The 15,746-nt window shown below is 68.8% G+C and carries 14 protein-coding genes; 11 read left to right on the top strand and 3 right to left on the bottom strand.

Features of this window, described 5'->3' with window-relative positions; translation table 11 throughout:
* Positions 1-63 precede the first annotated feature (63 nt).
* A complete protein-coding gene (gene ribA / locus ROA7023_RS08540; RefSeq protein ID WP_085878603.1) occupies positions 64-1,143 on the bottom strand; it encodes a GTP cyclohydrolase II in 1,080 nt (359 codons plus the stop codon).
* Positions 1,144-1,332: 189 nt separating this feature from the next.
* Here ribA and ROA7023_RS08545 point away from each other — a divergent pair, with 189 nt between their 5' ends.
* The 5 genes from ROA7023_RS08545 (at position 1,333) to ROA7023_RS08565 (ending at position 6,111) form a co-directional block, all read left to right on the top strand.
* Positions 1,333-2,019, top strand: coding sequence for a response regulator transcription factor (locus ROA7023_RS08545; protein ID WP_085878604.1), 687 nt, complete (start codon positions 1,333-1,335; stop codon positions 2,017-2,019).
* Positions 2,020-2,223: 204 nt separating this feature from the next.
* Positions 2,224-2,901, top strand: coding sequence for a DUF2270 domain-containing protein (locus tag ROA7023_RS08550; RefSeq protein ID WP_085878605.1), 678 nt, complete (start codon positions 2,224-2,226; stop codon positions 2,899-2,901).
* Between the two features lie 68 nt (positions 2,902-2,969).
* Positions 2,970-4,019 (top strand): trans-3-hydroxy-L-proline dehydratase, encoded by a 1,050-nt coding sequence (locus tag ROA7023_RS08555; RefSeq protein ID WP_085878606.1) that lies wholly within the window; start codon positions 2,970-2,972, stop codon positions 4,017-4,019.
* Positions 4,020-4,099: 80 nt separating this feature from the next.
* Positions 4,100-5,248 (top strand): aminotransferase class I/II-fold pyridoxal phosphate-dependent enzyme, encoded by a 1,149-nt coding sequence (locus ROA7023_RS08560; RefSeq protein ID WP_085878607.1) that lies wholly within the window; start codon positions 4,100-4,102, stop codon positions 5,246-5,248.
* Positions 5,249-5,322: 74 nt separating this feature from the next.
* Positions 5,323-6,111, top strand: coding sequence for an exodeoxyribonuclease III (locus ROA7023_RS08565; protein ID WP_085878608.1), 789 nt, complete (start codon positions 5,323-5,325; stop codon positions 6,109-6,111).
* 34 nt (positions 6,112-6,145) lie between these two features.
* Here the strand turns inward: ROA7023_RS08565 and ROA7023_RS08570 are convergent, their stop codons facing one another.
* Positions 6,146-6,781, bottom strand: coding sequence for an SGNH/GDSL hydrolase family protein (locus ROA7023_RS08570; protein ID WP_085878609.1), 636 nt, complete (start codon positions 6,779-6,781; stop codon positions 6,146-6,148).
* Positions 6,782-6,916: 135 nt separating this feature from the next.
* Between ROA7023_RS08570 and trxA the strand changes: the two genes are divergently transcribed.
* From trxA to ROA7023_RS08585, 3 genes are read left to right on the top strand one after another with little or no spacing between them, the layout of a single operon-like run.
* Positions 6,917-7,837 (top strand): thioredoxin, encoded by a 921-nt coding sequence (trxA, locus tag ROA7023_RS08575; protein ID WP_085878610.1) that lies wholly within the window; start codon positions 6,917-6,919, stop codon positions 7,835-7,837.
* A 27-nt stretch (positions 7,838-7,864) separates the two neighbouring features.
* Positions 7,865-8,503, top strand: coding sequence for an LON peptidase substrate-binding domain-containing protein (locus ROA7023_RS08580; protein ID WP_085878611.1), 639 nt, complete (start codon positions 7,865-7,867; stop codon positions 8,501-8,503).
* Positions 8,500-8,733 (top strand): Trm112 family protein, encoded by a 234-nt coding sequence (locus ROA7023_RS08585; protein WP_085878612.1) that lies wholly within the window; start codon positions 8,500-8,502, stop codon positions 8,731-8,733. Before ROA7023_RS08580 ends, ROA7023_RS08585 begins: the two co-directional genes overlap by 4 nt.
* Positions 8,734-8,773: 40 nt before the next feature.
* Here the strand turns inward: ROA7023_RS08585 and ROA7023_RS08590 are convergent, their stop codons facing one another.
* Positions 8,774-10,015 carry a UbiH/UbiF/VisC/COQ6 family ubiquinone biosynthesis hydroxylase gene (locus ROA7023_RS08590; protein ID WP_085878613.1) on the bottom strand — a complete coding sequence of 414 codons (1,242 nt, stop codon included), beginning with the start codon at positions 10,013-10,015 and terminating at the stop codon, positions 8,774-8,776.
* Between the two features lie 44 nt (positions 10,016-10,059).
* On the opposite strand from ROA7023_RS08590, the gene ROA7023_RS08595 reads away from it, so the two are divergent.
* From ROA7023_RS08595 to ROA7023_RS08605, 3 genes are all read left to right on the top strand, one after another.
* Positions 10,060-11,385 carry an amidase gene (locus ROA7023_RS08595; RefSeq protein ID WP_085878614.1) on the top strand — a complete coding sequence of 442 codons (1,326 nt, stop codon included), beginning with the start codon at positions 10,060-10,062 and terminating at the stop codon, positions 11,383-11,385.
* Positions 11,386-11,505: 120 nt separating this feature from the next.
* Positions 11,506-12,693, top strand: a complete 1,188-nt coding sequence (locus tag ROA7023_RS08600) for an aminotransferase class I/II-fold pyridoxal phosphate-dependent enzyme (RefSeq protein WP_085878750.1) — start codon at positions 11,506-11,508, stop codon at positions 12,691-12,693.
* Positions 12,694-12,702: 9 nt separating this feature from the next.
* Positions 12,703-15,744, top strand: coding sequence for a DNA translocase FtsK (locus tag ROA7023_RS08605; RefSeq protein WP_085878615.1), 3,042 nt, complete (start codon positions 12,703-12,705; stop codon positions 15,742-15,744).
* Positions 15,745-15,746 lie beyond the last annotated feature (2 nt).

A 15,746-nucleotide genomic window follows, 5' to 3' on the forward strand; every position in this document is an offset into this window, starting at 1 on the left:
CCGATCTAGGGGCGCCGTGGCGAATGCGCCAGCCCCCAGCCCACCCCCAAGCCGCAAGACCCGCTAGAGCAGGTGCCCCGACTTCCGCGCCTTGGTCTGCAGGTAGTGGTGGTTGAATCGGGTCTCGCCCACCTTGAGGGGGACACGCTCCACCACTTCGATGCCGCAGCTTTCCAGCCGCTCGACCTTGGCGGGATTGTTGGTCATCAGCCGGACCTTCGCGAACCCCATCTCGCGCAGCAACGCGGCACCGATGCGGAAATCGCGTTCGTCGTCCTCGAAGCCCAACCGGTGGTTCGCCTCGACCGTGTCGAAGCCCTGATCCTGAAGACTGTAGGCCCGCATCTTGTTGGCAAGTCCGATCCCGCGCCCCTCCTGGTTGAGATAGAGCAGGATGCCCTCGCCCTCGGAGCCCATCTGCGCCAGCGCCCCCTGCAATTGCGGCCCGCAATCGCACTTCAGCGACCCCAGAAGGTCGCCGGTGAAACAGGCCGAATGCAGCCGGCAGAGCACCGGCTTGTTTCGGTCGGCGTCGCCGATCTCTATCGCGTAATGCTCCTCGGCGCCGTCATCGGGCCGGAAGATGTGCAGCCTTGAGCGCTCCGCCGCCTCCAGCGGCACCCGGGCCGCCACAAGCCGGTGCAGCGGCGACAGCCCCTCGGGCGAGACATCGGCGGCCGGCACGGCGGTCAGACCCTCGCGCAGGGCGAGGTCCGTATCGGCCAGCGGCACGACGACGGCGGCGGGCAGCAGCCGCGCCGCCTTGCACAGGGCGATCGCGGCGCGGTGCAGGTCCGCCGTGCCGTCCCGGTCTGTCACCAGCGGGCCCTTCATCGGGGTGCGCAGATCGCCTGCCGGATCGGCAACCCCCGCGACCCAGGCCGCATCGGCATCGGCCGGCACCCGCACACGCGCCACGTCGCCGTCATAGGCCCGGGCTTTCAGCGTCTCGGCCCGGCGCCCGGTGATGGCGAGCGCCGCCGCGCCCAGCGCCTTTGCCGCCGCCAGCCGATCCGCGGTCAGCGTCTCGGCCGCAAGCACGACGGCCGCGCCTTCGGTGCCGGTCAGCACCACGGGAACCCCCATGCGCAGATCGCCCCGCGCACGGGCCAGAAGCTCTGTTATGTCGGGTGCAAGTCCCATCTGCCCGGTCGGTGCCTCGTGCTTGACGGCGCGCGAACACTGCCGCGGTCCTGCGCCAGATAGCCTTCGGACGCCGAAAATGAAACATTAGGGTTTGTCATTACACGAGCGCGTGAAAACCGTGCCACAATCCTTGCCCGTGACACGGTCGCCGCACATCTCACAGGACAGTGATAAGGAGGCGGTCCAATGGGACAACTCAAGAAAATTCTACTCGTCGACGACGACGATGACCTCCGCGAGGCCCTGAGCGAGCAACTCGTGATGACCGAGGATTTCGACGTCTTCGAAGCCGGCAACGGGTCCGAGGCGATGACCCGCGCCAAGGAACAGCACCACGATCTGGTGATACTGGACGTGGGCCTGCCCGATACCGACGGACGCGAGCTGTGCCGCCTGATGCGCAAGCAGGGGGTCAAGTCGCCGATCCTGATGCTGACCGGGCACGACACCGACAGCGACCAGATCCTGGGTCTCGACGCGGGGGCGAACGACTATGTGACGAAGCCTTTCAAGTTTCCGGTCCTGCTGGCCCGGATCCGGGCCCAGCTGCGCACCCACGAGCAGTCCGAGGACGCTGTCTTTGCCCTCGGCCCGTATTCATTCCGTCCGGCGCAGAAGATGCTGCTGAACGATGACGAGAAGAAGATTCGCCTGACCGAGAAGGAGACGAACATCCTCAAGTTCCTCTACCGCTCGACGGAAGGCGTGGTCCCGCGCGACGTGCTGCTGCACGAGGTCTGGGGCTACAATGCCGGCGTGACGACCCATACGCTGGAAACCCACATCTACCGGCTGCGCCAGAAGATCGAACCCGATCCGTCGAACGCGCGGCTGCTGGTGACGGAAAGCGGCGGATATCGCCTCGTCGCCTGACCCGAGGATGTGATCCGGACCGTTCGCGGTTCCGGATCGCAGACCTCCCCAAAGCCCCTGTTGGCGGGGTGTTGCCAGCAACGATCCTCCCTCCCGAGATGCCCGGGCCCCGGCCCGGGCATCTTTCTTTCGCGCCCCCCGATACGTTGATTTCCTTGCCAGTTTGATGCCAGCCGTGGCACCTTGGGGTCGGAGGAAAACGCCATGCCGGATGCCGGGCCAGTCGATCGCAAGGAGCTCGATGCCGCCGAGATCGGCGCCATCGCCCATCTCTATCGCGGCGAGGTCTATCGCTCGACGCTTTGGCGCACGCGGCTGGACACCACGACGAACTGGTCCGTCGTCACCCTCGGCATCGCTCTGTCCATCGCCTTCTCCTCGCCGGCGGCCTCGGCGCTGCCGCTCATCCTCGTGGGTATCCTGATCGTCTTCTTCCTGATGCTCGAGGCCCGGCGCTATCGCTATTTCAACGTCTGGCGGGCGCGCTGCCGCTGGATGGAGGTGCATTTCTTCGCGCCCATGCTGCATGACGGCGATCTGCACATGGAGGATGGCTGGCAACGAACCCTGGCCGAGGATTACTGGACGCCGCGCCATCACGTCTCGATGCGTGTCGCCGTGGGCCGGCGGATCCGGCGCAATTATTTCTGGATCCTGCTGATCCAGACCTCGGCCTATATCGGCAAGCTGGTGGTGCATCCGACACCTCTGACCAGCTTTGCAGAGCTGACCGAACGCGCCGCCATCGGCCCGCTTCCCGGCAGCGTCGTGCTTGTCCTCGGGGCGGGCTACTGCGTTGCCTGGGGCGTCATCGCCGCATGGAGCTGGCGCGACGATACCCGCCGCGCCCTGGCCCGCGCGGACCCCACGAGCATGGGCTGACGCGCCGGCGGCTTGCCCGGCCGCGGGGGCCTGTCTAGCGTGAAGCTTTCCGGCAGGGGGAGGGGCCCATGCGCAGCAGCAAGACGATCCATGTCATCTCGGCCCATGCCGAGGGCGAGGTTGGCGACGTCATCGTCGGCGGCGTGGCCCCGCCGCCGGGCGACACGCTCTGGGCACAGCGCGACTGGATCGCCCGCGACGGGACCCTGCGCAATTTCATGCTGAACGAGCCGCGGGGCGGTGTCTTTCGTCACGTGAACCTGCTGGTGCCGCCCCGGCATCCCGACGCGGCCATGGGCTTCATCATCATGGAGCCCGAGGACACGCCGCCGATGTCGGGCTCCAACGCCATCTGCGTGGCGACGGTCCTGCTGGATGGCGGTATCATCCCGATGCAGGAGCCGGTGACGGAGATGTGGCTCGAGGCGCCGGGCGGGCTGGTCCATGTCCGCGCCGACTGCGCGGGCGGCAAGGCCCGGCGCATCACCGTGCGCAATCTGCCCTCCTTCGCGGCCGGGTTCGGGCTGACGCTGGAGGTGCCGGGCCTCGGGGCGATCCGCGTGGACACGGCCTATGGCGGTGACAGCTTCGTGGTCGTCGATGCCGCGGCGCTGGGCTTTGCGCTGGTCGAGGCGGAGGCGCGGGAGCTTGCGCAACTGGGCGTGCGGATCACCGATGCCGCCAATGCGCAGCTTGGCTTCGTGCATCCCGAAAACCCCGATTGGTCCCATGTCTCGTTCTGCCTCTTCGCCGGGCCGGTCGAGGGCGCGGCGGGGCGGCTGACCGCGTCGGCGGCGGTGGCGATCCAGCCCGGCAAGATCGACCGCTCGCCCACCGGCACCGCCCTCTCCGCCCGGATGGCGCTGCTGCATGCCGCGGGAGAGATGTCGCCGGGCGATACGCTGACGGTGCGCTCACTGATCGGGTCCGAGTTCCACGGACGCATCGCCGGGCTGGCCCGGGTGGGCGACCGGCCGGCGATCATCCCCGAGATCACCGGCCGGGGCTGGATCACCGGCATCCACCAGCACATGCTGGACCCCGACGACCCCTGGCCCGAAGGCTATCGCCTGACCGACACCTGGCCCGTGCGCGGCGGATCTGCCGGCCCGGGCTGAACGGACCCGTTTCCCAGCGGCGCCCGGCGGTGCTAGAGACCTGACCGACAGCCGCCCGATCCAGCAAGACAGGAGCCCCCATGCAGATTCCCCCCTTCGGAGTCGAGCAATGGATGAATACCTGGGAGAATAACTGCGCGCTCAACCTGGCCGAGACCTGTGTCCAGTCCCTCACCGTCGGTGAGCTGTTGGAGATCGCCGGTCTGCGCGGCGGGCTCGAGGCGGCGCTGGCCGATCTTCCCCTGACATATGGCCCGATCACCGGGTCCGAGCGGCTGCGCGGGCTGGTGGCCGGGCTGCATGCCGCGAAAAGGGCCGGCAACGTGCTGGTGACCCACGGCACGATCGGTGCGAACATGCTGATCTACCAGACCCTGGTCGAGCCGGGGGACCGGGTCGTCGCCATCACGCCCACCTACCAGCAGCATACGGCGATCCCGCGTTCGCTCGGGGCCGAGGTGGCGGACCTGCCCCTGCGCGCCGAGGACGGCTACCTGCCCGATCTCGACCGTCTGCGGGCGCTCGTCACGCCGGGCACCAGGATCATTGCGCTGACCAACCCGAACAATCCCACGGGCAGCCTGATGCCCGCGCCGATGCTTGACGCCATCGTCGAGATCGCCCGCGCCGCCGGCGCCTGGATCCTGTCCGACGAGGTCTACCGTGGCACGGCCCCCGAAGGCCTGACGCCGGCAATCGCGGACCTCTACGAGCGCGGCATCTCGACCGGCGGCATGTCCAAGGCCTTTTCGCTCGCGGGTCTGCGTCTGGGCTGGATCGTCGGCCCGCCCGAGCTGATCGCCGCGGCGGAGGTTCACCGGGATTATTCGACCATCAGCGTGGGCCGAGTGGACGATTACCTCGCCTGCCTCGCCCTGACCGAGGCCAGCGCCATCCTGGGTCGGGCCCGCCGTATCGCCGGCGAAAACCGGGCCGTCCTGGCCGACTGGATCGCCGCGACCCCGGGCGTGTCCTGGGTCCCGCCCCGGGCGGGGACCACGGCGCTCCTGCACTACGACTGGGCGGAGCCGTCCTACGCCCTTGCGGAACGGCTGATCGCCGAGACCGGTGTGATGTTCACGCCCGGTTCGGTCATGGGGATGGAGGGGACCCTGCGCATCGGCTATGCCTGCGCCCCCGATGTCCTGACCGCGGGCCTGGCCCGGCTGGCACCCGCGATGGCCCCCCCGGCGTCTGCATCTGCGTCAGCGGCCGCGGCCCGGACCTAGCGCCGCGGAGGGGCGCGGGCCCTTGTGGCCGCGCCTGCGCCTTGGCATGAGGGGGACGACAACAGGAGACGCCGATGCCCTTCACCCTCGCCACCTGGAACATCAATTCCGTGCGTCTTCGCGAAGGCCTCGTCGCGCAGTTGCTGCGCGACGAAGGGCCCGATGTCCTGTGCCTTCAGGAGTGCAAGTCGCCGGTCGAGAAAATCCCGGTCGAGACCTTCCAGGCGCTTGGCTACACCCACATGGTGGCGCGGGGGCAGAAGGGCTACAACGGGGTGGCGATCCTCTCGCGCCTGCCTCTGGTCGATGCCGGGGGCGCGGATTATGCCGGACTGGGCCACGCGCGGCATGTGGCGGGGCAGCTGGAAAACGGGGTCGTGATCCACAATTTCTACGTGCCCGCCGGGGGCGACAAGCCCGACCGGACGGTGAACGAGAAATTTGGCCAGAAGCTCGACTACCTGACCGAGATGCGCGACGCGTTCCGCGCCGAGCCTCCGAAGCGGTCGATCCTGGTCGGCGATCTGAACATCGCGCCGCGCGAGGACGACGTCTGGAACCACAAGCAATTGCTGAAGGTCGTCAGCCATACCCCGATCGAGGTCGCGCACCTGGCCGAGACCCAGGAGGCCGGCGGCTGGGTCGACGTAACCCGGGCGGATATCCCCGAGGGACCGTTATATTCATGGTGGTCCTACCGCTCTCCCGATTGGGACGCGGCCGACAAGGGGCGCAGGCTCGACCATGTCTGGGCAACCCCCGACATCGCCGGGGCCGCGCACGACAGCCGCATCCTGCGCGCCGTGCGCGGGTGGGAGCAGCCGTCGGACCACGCGCCCGTATTCGCGACGTTTGATCTTTGAGCGCCCAGAAAATTCGCGAATTTTCTGTCTCCGTTCAGAGCGACCGCACGGCATCGGCCACGGCTGCCCCCAGCACCCGGTGCGCCGATGCCTCCAGGTGGATCCCGTCCACATCGCTGACAGAGATCATGTTGTTGGCGTCCAGAAAGCCCGCCCCGCGCGCCGCGGCCAGGGCTGCGTAGCGGTCGGGCAGCGCGGCGGCGACGCTTTCGGCGCCAAGGAACTCTCCCTTCAGGATGCCGACTTCGCGCACCTTCGGCGGGCAGATCACCAGCACCCTGAACCTGCCGTGCCGAAGCTGCATCTCGTCGCTCAGAGCGATGTCCAGCAGGCAGGCGATGCCGGCCGTCACCCGCCCCGGCTCCGGGGCGAACCGGGTCTTGATGTCATTGGTCCCGAGCATCACCGTCAGAACGTCGATCGGCCCATGGCTCTGCAGCGCGATCCGCAGGCCCGTGCGGCCATCCATGAAGGACCCCATGACCGGATCCTCGAACTGCGCGGTCCGGCCGGGCAACCCCTCTTCGACCACCTCCCACCCGGGCCCCAGCTCTGCGGCGCAGACACCTGTCCAGCGGACGCCACGGTCATACCGCTCCGGCACGCCCCGCGCGACCATCGGCGGCGTGCCGTATGTGTTGCTGTCGCCAAACGTGAGACACACCGGCATTGCGAACCCTCCCCTGTTTCGCGCCACGCTAGGCCCAGCGCGGCCGTGGGCGCAAGCATTGGCCCTTTTCCTCTGGCGCCGCGACGCCCATATAAGGCGGGAAATGACACACATATCGACGCAAAGAGGTGAGTGATGATCGAACTCGGCGCACGGAGCGAGGCCCCCGCGGCAAAGGACCTCATCAAGGACGGTAGCGACGCGACCTTCATGGCCGACGTTGTCGAGGCCTCGAAGGAGGCCCCTGTTATCGTCGACTTCTGGGCCACGTGGTGCGGCCCGTGCAAACAGCTTGGACCGGCGCTCGAGGCGGCGGTGACCAAGGCCGGGGGCAAGGTCAAGCTGGTGAAGATCGACGTCGACCAGAACCAGGGCATCGCCGGGCAGTTGCAGGTCCAGTCGATCCCCACGGTCTATGCCTTCTGGCAAGGCCAGCCGGTGGACGGCTTCCAGGGCGCCCTCCCGCCCTCGCAGATCGACGCCTTCGTCGAGAAGCTCTTGGCGCTGGGCGGTGGCGAAGAAGAGGGCGGCGGGCTCGACGAGGCGGTCGAGGCAGCCGAGACCATGCTCGCCGAGGGTGCCGCCGCGGACGCGGCAGAGACCTTCGCCGCGATCCTGCAGGAGGACGGAGAGCATGCCGGCGCCTATGGCGGGCTCGTCCGCGCCTATCTCGCGCTGAACGAGACCGAGCAGGCCGAAGCGATCCTCAACGGCGCCCCCGCGTCGATCACCGACACCCCCGAGCTTGAGGCCGCCCGCGCCGCGCTGCACCTGGCACAGCAGGCCGCCAACGCGGGCCCCGTCGACGACCTGCGCAAGCGGCTGGAGGCCGATCCCGCCGACCACCAGGCCCGGCTCGACCTGGCCGTGGCCCTGCATGCGAGCGGCGACACGGCCGGCGCCGTGGACGAGCTGCTGGACCTCTTCCGCCGGGATCGGGAGTGGAACGACGGCGCCGCCCGGGCGCAGCTCTTCACGATCTTCGAGGCGCTCAAGCCCAATGATCCGATCGTTCTGAACGGCCGCAGACGGCTCAGCTCGATGATATTTGCCTGACCCGGTCAGAGGGCTAGCTAGAGGGTCATGATACAGGCCACCGATCTGCCGGGGACGCTCCCGGTCTTCCCTCTTCCCGGTGCGCTGCTCCTGCCGCGCAGCCGGTTGCCCCTTCACATATTCGAGCCGAAATACCTCGCGATGCTCGACGACACGCTAAAGACCTCGCACCGCCTGATCGGGATGGTTCAGCCCTACGATCAGAACGGGCGCAGCCACCTGCACGCCATCGGCTGCGCCGGGCGGGTCTCGGCGTTCTCCGAGACGGAGGACGGCCGCTACATGATCACCCTGTCCGGCATGTCCCGGTTCCGCGTCGCCAGGGAGGTGGAGGGCTTTGCCCCCTACCGCCGCTGCGACGTGTCCTGGGACGGATTCGACCGCGACCTGGGCCAGACAGAGACCGATCCCGGCTTCAACCGGCCGAGGTTTCTGGCCTTGCTCGGGCGCTATTTCGCGGAACAGGGCCTGTCGACCGATTGGGACAGCCTCAAGGAGGCCGAGGACGAATTGCTGATCAATTCCCTGTCCATGCTCTGCCCGTTCGAGCCCGAGGACAAGCAGGCGCTGCTCGAGGCGCCGTCGCTGGAAACCCGGCGCGAGACGCTGGTGACGCTGATCGAATTCGCCATGCGCGGCGGCTCCGGCGAGGAGATGATGCAATGACCGCCGAGGACCTGCCCGTCGCAAACGAGGGCCCCCCCGAACTGCCCCCCGAAGGGCCTCATTTCGATCGCCGGATGCTCGAGGCGCTGATCTGTCCGCAGACCCACGCGCCCCTGCGTTTCGACGCCGAGCGGCAGGAGCTGATCAGCAAGGCCGCGCACCTGGCCTACCCGATCCGGGGCGGCATTCCGGTCATGCTGGCCGACGAGGCGCGGCAGCTCGAAGACTGAAGGCGAGCAGCCTCGGGGCCGCACCGACTGCGGCCGGGTGTCAGGGCCTCATAAGCGGTGGCAGGTCGCCGGAGAGACCGGCGGCCTCGCGCATGAAGGACCGTCGCAGCCCCGGCACCGCGTTCACCACCCCGAGCCCCAGGTCGCGCAATCCCCGCGCAAGAGGGTTATCGTTGGAAAACAGCCGGTTGAACCCGTCAGTCGCCATCGCCAGCGTGGCCGTGTCGAACCGCCGCCAGGTCTGATACCGATCCAGCACCTGCAGCGCCCCGATATCTTCGCCCCGCGCACGGGCCTCGGACAGCACCGCCACGAGGGCGCCGACATCGCGCAGACCCGCGTTCAGCCCCTGTCCCGCGATCGGGTGAACGCCGTGGGCCGCATCGCCGACCAGCGCCAGCCGGGCATCGACGAACCTCTCGGCGATCGTCAGGCCCAGCGGATAGCCGAAGCGGGCGCCGACCAGGGAAATCTCGCCCAGAAAGGAACCGAATGCGGGCCGGAGCGCCTCGACGAAATCCGCGTCCTCCATGGCAAGCAGGGCCTCGGCCCGGGCCGTGGTCTCGGACCAGACGATGGAGCATCTGCGGCCCTTGAGCGGCAGGATCGCCAGAGGCCCGCCCGGCATGAAGAACTGGTGCGCGATACCGCCGTGATCGAGTTCATGCGCCACTGCACAGACAACCGCGGTCTGGTCGTAGCCCCAGGCCATCCGCCCGATGCCGGCCCGCCGGGCGGTGCCGCTGCCGCGCCCGTCACAGCCGATCAGTAGACTTCCCTCGACCGTTTCGCCCGAGCCAAGCGTCACGCCGGCAGAGCGGCCGAGCGCCTGGTCTGTCACCGTCTCTTCGGCGCGGTGGGTCACGCCGGCCTCCGCCATCGCGGCCAGAAGCGCCGGGCGCAGGTGGCGGTCCTCGACCATCCAGCCCATCGGCCCTTCCTCGATCTCGGCGTGGTCGAAATGCATCATCCAGCCGCCGGGCCCTTCGCCGGCGCGGCCATCGGTGACCTTGATCTCCAGCATGGGCTGGGCGTCATCGGCCACCGCGTCCCAGACGCGGATGCGCCGCAACAGCCGCTGGGAGGCGAGCGCGAGCGCATAGGAGCGTCCATCGAACCCTTCCGCGGCACGTTCGGACAGGGGGGCGGAGTCGATCACCGTCACCGCGAATCCGGCTCGGGCAAGGGCGACGGACAGGGCGCAGCCGGTCAATCCGCCGCCCACGATCATGATGCTCGGTGTCATGAAATGGACTATGGCGTCGAGCCGGGGATTGTCCATGGCGCAGCGGCCCGATAGCGTGCGCCGCGACAGGAGGGCGCATCATGGAAGACTGGCTTTGGGCCACAGCCGCCGATCTCGGGCGCGGGATCGAGGCGGGAGAGATCGACCCTGTCGCGCTGACCCGCGTCTATCTCGACGCGATCGACAGCCACCCGCTCGCGTCCCGGATCTATGCCCGGACCACGCCGGAACGGGCGGTGGCCGAGGCGCTGGCCGCCGAGGCCCGCGCGAAGGCGGGGCAACGCCTGTCGCTGCTGGACGGTGTGCCGATCAGCTGGAAGGATCTTGTCGACACCGCCGGCACCGGCTGCGAGGCCGGAACCCCGCTGATTGCGGGGCGCGTGCCGGAGGCCGACGCAAGGGTCGTGCGGAACGCCACGTCGATGGGCCTTGTCTGCCTGGGCAAGACCCACCTGTCCGAGATCGCCTTTTCCGGCCTCGGCCTGAACCCCAACACGGCGACGCCGCCCTGCGTGAACGATGCCGATGCGGTTCCGGGCGGGTCGTCGTCGGGGGCCGCGACTTCGGTCGCGTTCGGCCTCGCGTCGGCGGGGATCGGCTCTGACACCGGCGGGTCGGTCCGGGTGCCCTCGGCGTGGAACGATCTTGTCGGTCTCAAGACGACCCACGGCCTGTTGTCCAACGAAGGGGTCGTGCCGCTCTGCGCGACCTTCGACACCATCGGCCCGCTCACCCGGAGCGTCGAGGACGCGGCGCTGCTGCTGCAGGCCATGGGCGGCCCAGGCACAGACCTGCGCGGCGCGAGCCTGGACGGTGCGCGGCTGCTGGTGATCGAGACCACGTTGATGGAAGATCTGGAGGATGCTCCCCGCGCGGCCTTCCAATCCGCCGTCGAGCGACTGCAGAATGCCGGCGCCACCGTGACCCGTGCCGACTGGGCGCCGCTGACCGAAGCCTATGCGCTCGCCGCGACGGTGTTCACCGCCGATGCCTGGTCCTATTGGGGGCCGATGGTGGCGGCCGACGGCGACAAGATGTTCTACCACATCCGCGACCGGGTCTCGGCCGGCAAGGACGTGCTGGCCGCCGACTACATCGTGGCCTGGCGCCGGCTGCGGGAGCTGCGCGCGGCCTACGCCGCCTTCACCGCCTCCTTCGACGCGGTCATCAGCCCGTCGGCCGCGCTGATGCCGCCGAAGGTCGAGCGGTTGCTGGCCGACGACGCCTATTACATCGCCAGCAATCTGAAGACCTTGCGCAACACGCGTCTTGGCAACCTCATGGGGCTTTGCGGGCTAAGCCTGCCCACGGGCGTGCCGTCCACCGGCATCATGTTCTCGGCCGCGCCGATGCAGGAGGCGCGCCTGCTGCGGCTGGGGGCCGCGGCCGAGGCGGCGCTGGCCTAAAAGCCACATCGCGCCCCCGCCCCCCGGCTTTTCGCCGCGGTCATTCTGGACAGACCGGCGTGCCCCGGTCTACCTTGCGCGAAACCGGGGCGAAAACGATCCCGGGCTCTGAGGCAAATGATGCAGTTCCCCGAAAGGTTTTCGGACCTTCCTCCTTACGCGTTCCCGCGTCTGCGGGCCCTGCTCGACGGTCATGCGGCCGGCGGCACGCCGCTGCACATGTCGATCGGGGAGCCCAGGCATCCGATGCCCGGTTTCGTGGCCGAAACCCTGGCCGAGGCCATGGACGGTTTCGCGAAATACCCCGCCAACGACGGCACGCCAGAACTTTTGGCGGCGATCACCGGCTGGATCGGGCGCCGCTATGGCGTCACGCTGGCCGAGGATCGCGTGCTTGCGCTCAATGGCACGCGCGAAGGGCTTTACAACGCGGCGATGGCGCTCTGCCCCGAGACGAAGGGCGGCCGCACGCCCACGGTGCTGATGCCGAACCCGTTCTACCAGGTCTATGCCGTGGCCGCCCTGTCTGTCGGGGCGGAGCCCGTCTTTCTGCCCGCGACGGAGCAGACCGGCCACCTGCCGGACCTCGACGCGATCCCGGCCGAGACGCTGGACCGGGCCGCGCTCTTCTACCTCTGCTCGCCCTCGAACCCGCAAGGCGCCGTGGCGACCGAGGCCTATTGGGCGCGATTGCTGGAGCTGGCCGAGCGCCATGATTTCCGCGTGCTGGCGGACGAATGCTATTCCGAGATCTACAGGGACACGGCCCCGCCCGGGCTGCTGCCAGCGGCAGAGAAGGCGGGGGCCGATCCAGATCGCGTCCTCGCCTTTCATTCCCTGTCCAAGCGGTCGAACCTGCCCGGCCTGCGCTCGGGTTTCGTGACCGGCGGCGGCGGCAATATCGGCGCGATGCGGCGGCTGCGGGCCTATGCCGGGGCGCCGCTGCCCAACCCGTTGCAGGCGGTCGCAGCGCGGGTCTGGACCGACGAGGCGCATGTCGCCCGCAACAGGGCACTCTATGCCGAGAAGTACCGCGAGGCCGATGCGATCCTGGCCGGCGTGCCGGGATACAAAGGTCCCGAGGCGGGGTTCTTTCTCTGGCTGCCCGTCCCCGACGGAGAGGCCGCCGCGACCGCCCTTTGGCGCGAAACCGGCGTGCGGGTCCTGCCGGGCGCCTACCTGGGCCGCGACGCCGGTGCCGGCAATCCCGGCGTGGGATATATTCGGGTCGCCCTCGTGGCACCCATCGACGAGATGCGGCGCGGTCTGACACTGATCCGCGGCTGCCTTTATGGCGACGAAGACTGAGGAGCGACGATGGCGTACCAGACACGACAGCGAGATCCCCTTCTGGACAGCACCACGCAGGCGGCGCTTGAGCGCCGGGGGCAGGAGCTTTTCGGAATCGTGCTGGTGGTTGCCGGTCTCGCCGTGCTGGCGATGATCTGGTCCTACACGCCCGACGACCCGTCGTGGATCACGGCCACCGACGCGCCGGTTCAGAACTGGCTGGGCCGTGGCGGCGCCGCGGCGGCCGCCCCGCTGTTCACGATCGTGGGCTGGGGTGGGCTCGGCATTGCCGCGGTGCTGATCGGCTGGGGCCTGCGCTTCACCTTTCACAAAGGTCAGGAGCGGGCGCTTGGCCGCGCGATCTTCTTTCCGATCGCCGTCGCCTTCGTCTCGATCTATGCCTCGACGCTGACACCCTATGAGAGCTGGACGCTGACTTTCGGGCTGGGCGGGATGTTCGGGGACACGGCGCTTTCCATCGCGCTGATGGTCATTCCCGTCGGCCCGCTGCTGGGGGTCAAGATCATGTCCGGCGTGATCGGCCTGTCGACCGTGGCGCTTGCGCTTTTCGTGCTGGGCTTCACCGGGGACGAGGTCAGGTCGGGCATTCGCTTTCTGGTCCGCAGCGTGGTGCTCGCCTACGCGGCGCTGCTGCGCCTGCTGGCCCGCGTCTCGGGCGCGGGACTGTCGGGGGCCTCGGCCGCCGTGACCGCCGCCCGCGCGGCCCGGGCCCGCCGCGCCGATGCGCGCGCGGGTGACGCCGAGGCCATGACCCATGAGCTGCCCGAGGTCGATGCCCCTTCGCCGGCGGACCGGGTCGCCGCGGTCATCCGGGCCCGGCGCACCACGGCCGCCGTCGCGGATGCCGCCCCCGTCATCGAGGCCCCGGACAGCCCCGCGCCCGAAACCCGCGCCCCTCCGGAACGCACCGGGCTTCTTGCCCGGATGCCAAGCCTGATGAGGCGGGCCGACCCGGCCCTCGCCGAGCCCGAGGACGACCGACCCGAGCCCGAGGACAGGATCCGCTCGAAGGTCAGTGACATCATCAAGGCCCGTGTGCGGGGCGCACCGCTGACGGCAACTCCGGCGGTCCGCGCCGCGACGGCGCAGCGGCACCGCGGCCCCAAGCCGCTGCTGATCCAGGCCGGGCCCCATGCTGGCCTGCCCGAAGAGCCGCCAGTGACCGGGGGCGCCCGGCTTGCGTCCCAGCCCGAGACCGAGACCGAGAGCGAGCAGAGCGCGTTGATGTCCCGCGTCCGCGCGGCCTCGCAACGCGCACCGGCCCCGCAGGAGGCCGAAGACCTCGCGGACGCCGAGATGCCATCGCCGGAGCTTGTCGACGGGCCCATGCCCGAGCCCCGCGGCTACGACACCCCGACCCATGCGCAGCCGGGACGCCCGATCATGCGCCGCACCACGGACGAGGCGCCCACGCCGCCGGTCGCCGAACCCGCGCGCCCCGTGGTCCAGCATGCGGCCAAGCGGTCGGTCAAACCGTCGCGCCAGGCCATGGCCGAGGCGCAACCCGGCCTGGCCTTCGCCGACAGCGAACACGCCTACGAGATCCCGCCCCTCGGCCTGCTCACCAGCCCCGACACGGTCGAGCGGCACCACCTCGCCAAAGAGGCGCTGGAGGAAAACGCCCGGATGCTGGAAAACGTGCTCGACGATTACGGCGTGAAGGGCGACATCGTCTCCGTCCGTCCAGGCCCCGTGGTCACGATGTATGAACTGGAGCCCGCGCCGGGCCTCAAGGCGTCCCGCGTGATCGGCCTTGCCGACGATATCGCGCGTTCGATGTCGGCGCTGTCGGCGCGGGTCTCGACCGTGCCCGGGCGCTCGGTCATCGGGATCGAACTGCCCAATGAAAAGCGCGAGACCGTGGTTCTGCGCGAAATGCTCTCGTCGCGCGATTTTGGCGACGGCAACCACAAGCTGCCGCTGGCGCTGGGCAAGGACATCGGCGGCGACCCGGTCATCGCCAACCTTGCCAAGATGCCCCACCTGCTGATCGCCGGGACCACCGGGTCGGGCAAGTCGGTCGCGATCAACACCATGATCCTGTCGCTGCTCTACAAGCTGAGGCCCGAGGAATGCCGGCTGATCATGATCGACCCCAAGATGCTGGAACTTTCCGTCTACGACGGCATCCCGCACCTGCTGTCCCCCGTTGTGACCGACCCGAAAAAGGCCGTCGTCGCGCTCAAGTGGACCGTGGGCGAGATGGAGGACCGCTACCGCAAGATGTCCAAGTTGGGCGTCCGCAACATCGAGGGCTACAATTCCCGGGTGGAGGACGCGCTCGCCAAGGGCGAAACCTTCAGCCGCACCGTCCAGACCGGGTTCGACGACGAAACCGGCGATCCGGTGTTCGAGACCGAGGAGATCACGCCCGAGGCGATGCCCTATATCGTTGTCATCGTCGACGAGATGGCCGACCTGATGATGGTTGCCGGCAAAGAGATCGAAGCCTGCATCCAGCGCCTGGCGCAGATGGCGCGCGCGTCGGGCATCCACATCATCATGGCCACGCAGCGGCCGTCCGTGGATGTCATCACCGGCACGATCAAGGCGAATTTCCCCACCCGGATCAGCTTTCAGGTCACCTCCAAGGTCGACAGCCGCACCATCCTGGGCGAACAGGGGGCCGAGCAGCTTCTGGGCCAGGGCGACATGCTCTACATGGCCGGCGGGGCCAAGATCACCCGTGTGCACGGGCCGTTCGTCTCGGATGAAGAGGTCGAGGAAATCGTCAACCACCTCAAGCAATTCGGCCCGCCCGACTACAAGTCCGGCGTGGTCGAGGGCCCCGACGAGGACAAGGGCAGCGACATCGACGCGGTGCTGGGCCTGACCTCGGGCGGCAACGGCGATGCCGAGGATGCGCTCTATGACACCGCGGTGCATATCGTGGCGAAGGATCGCAAGTGCTCCACCTCCTATATTCAGCGCAAGCTCGCCATCGGCTACAACAAGGCCGCGCGTCTCGTGGAACAGATGGAGGACGAGGGCGTCGTCAGCGCAGCCAACCACGTCGGCAAACGTGAGGTGCTGGTCCCCGAGCCATAGGG

Source organism: Roseisalinus antarcticus, assembly GCF_900172355.1.
Lineage (GTDB): Bacteria > Pseudomonadota > Alphaproteobacteria > Rhodobacterales > Rhodobacteraceae > Oceanicola > Oceanicola antarcticus_A.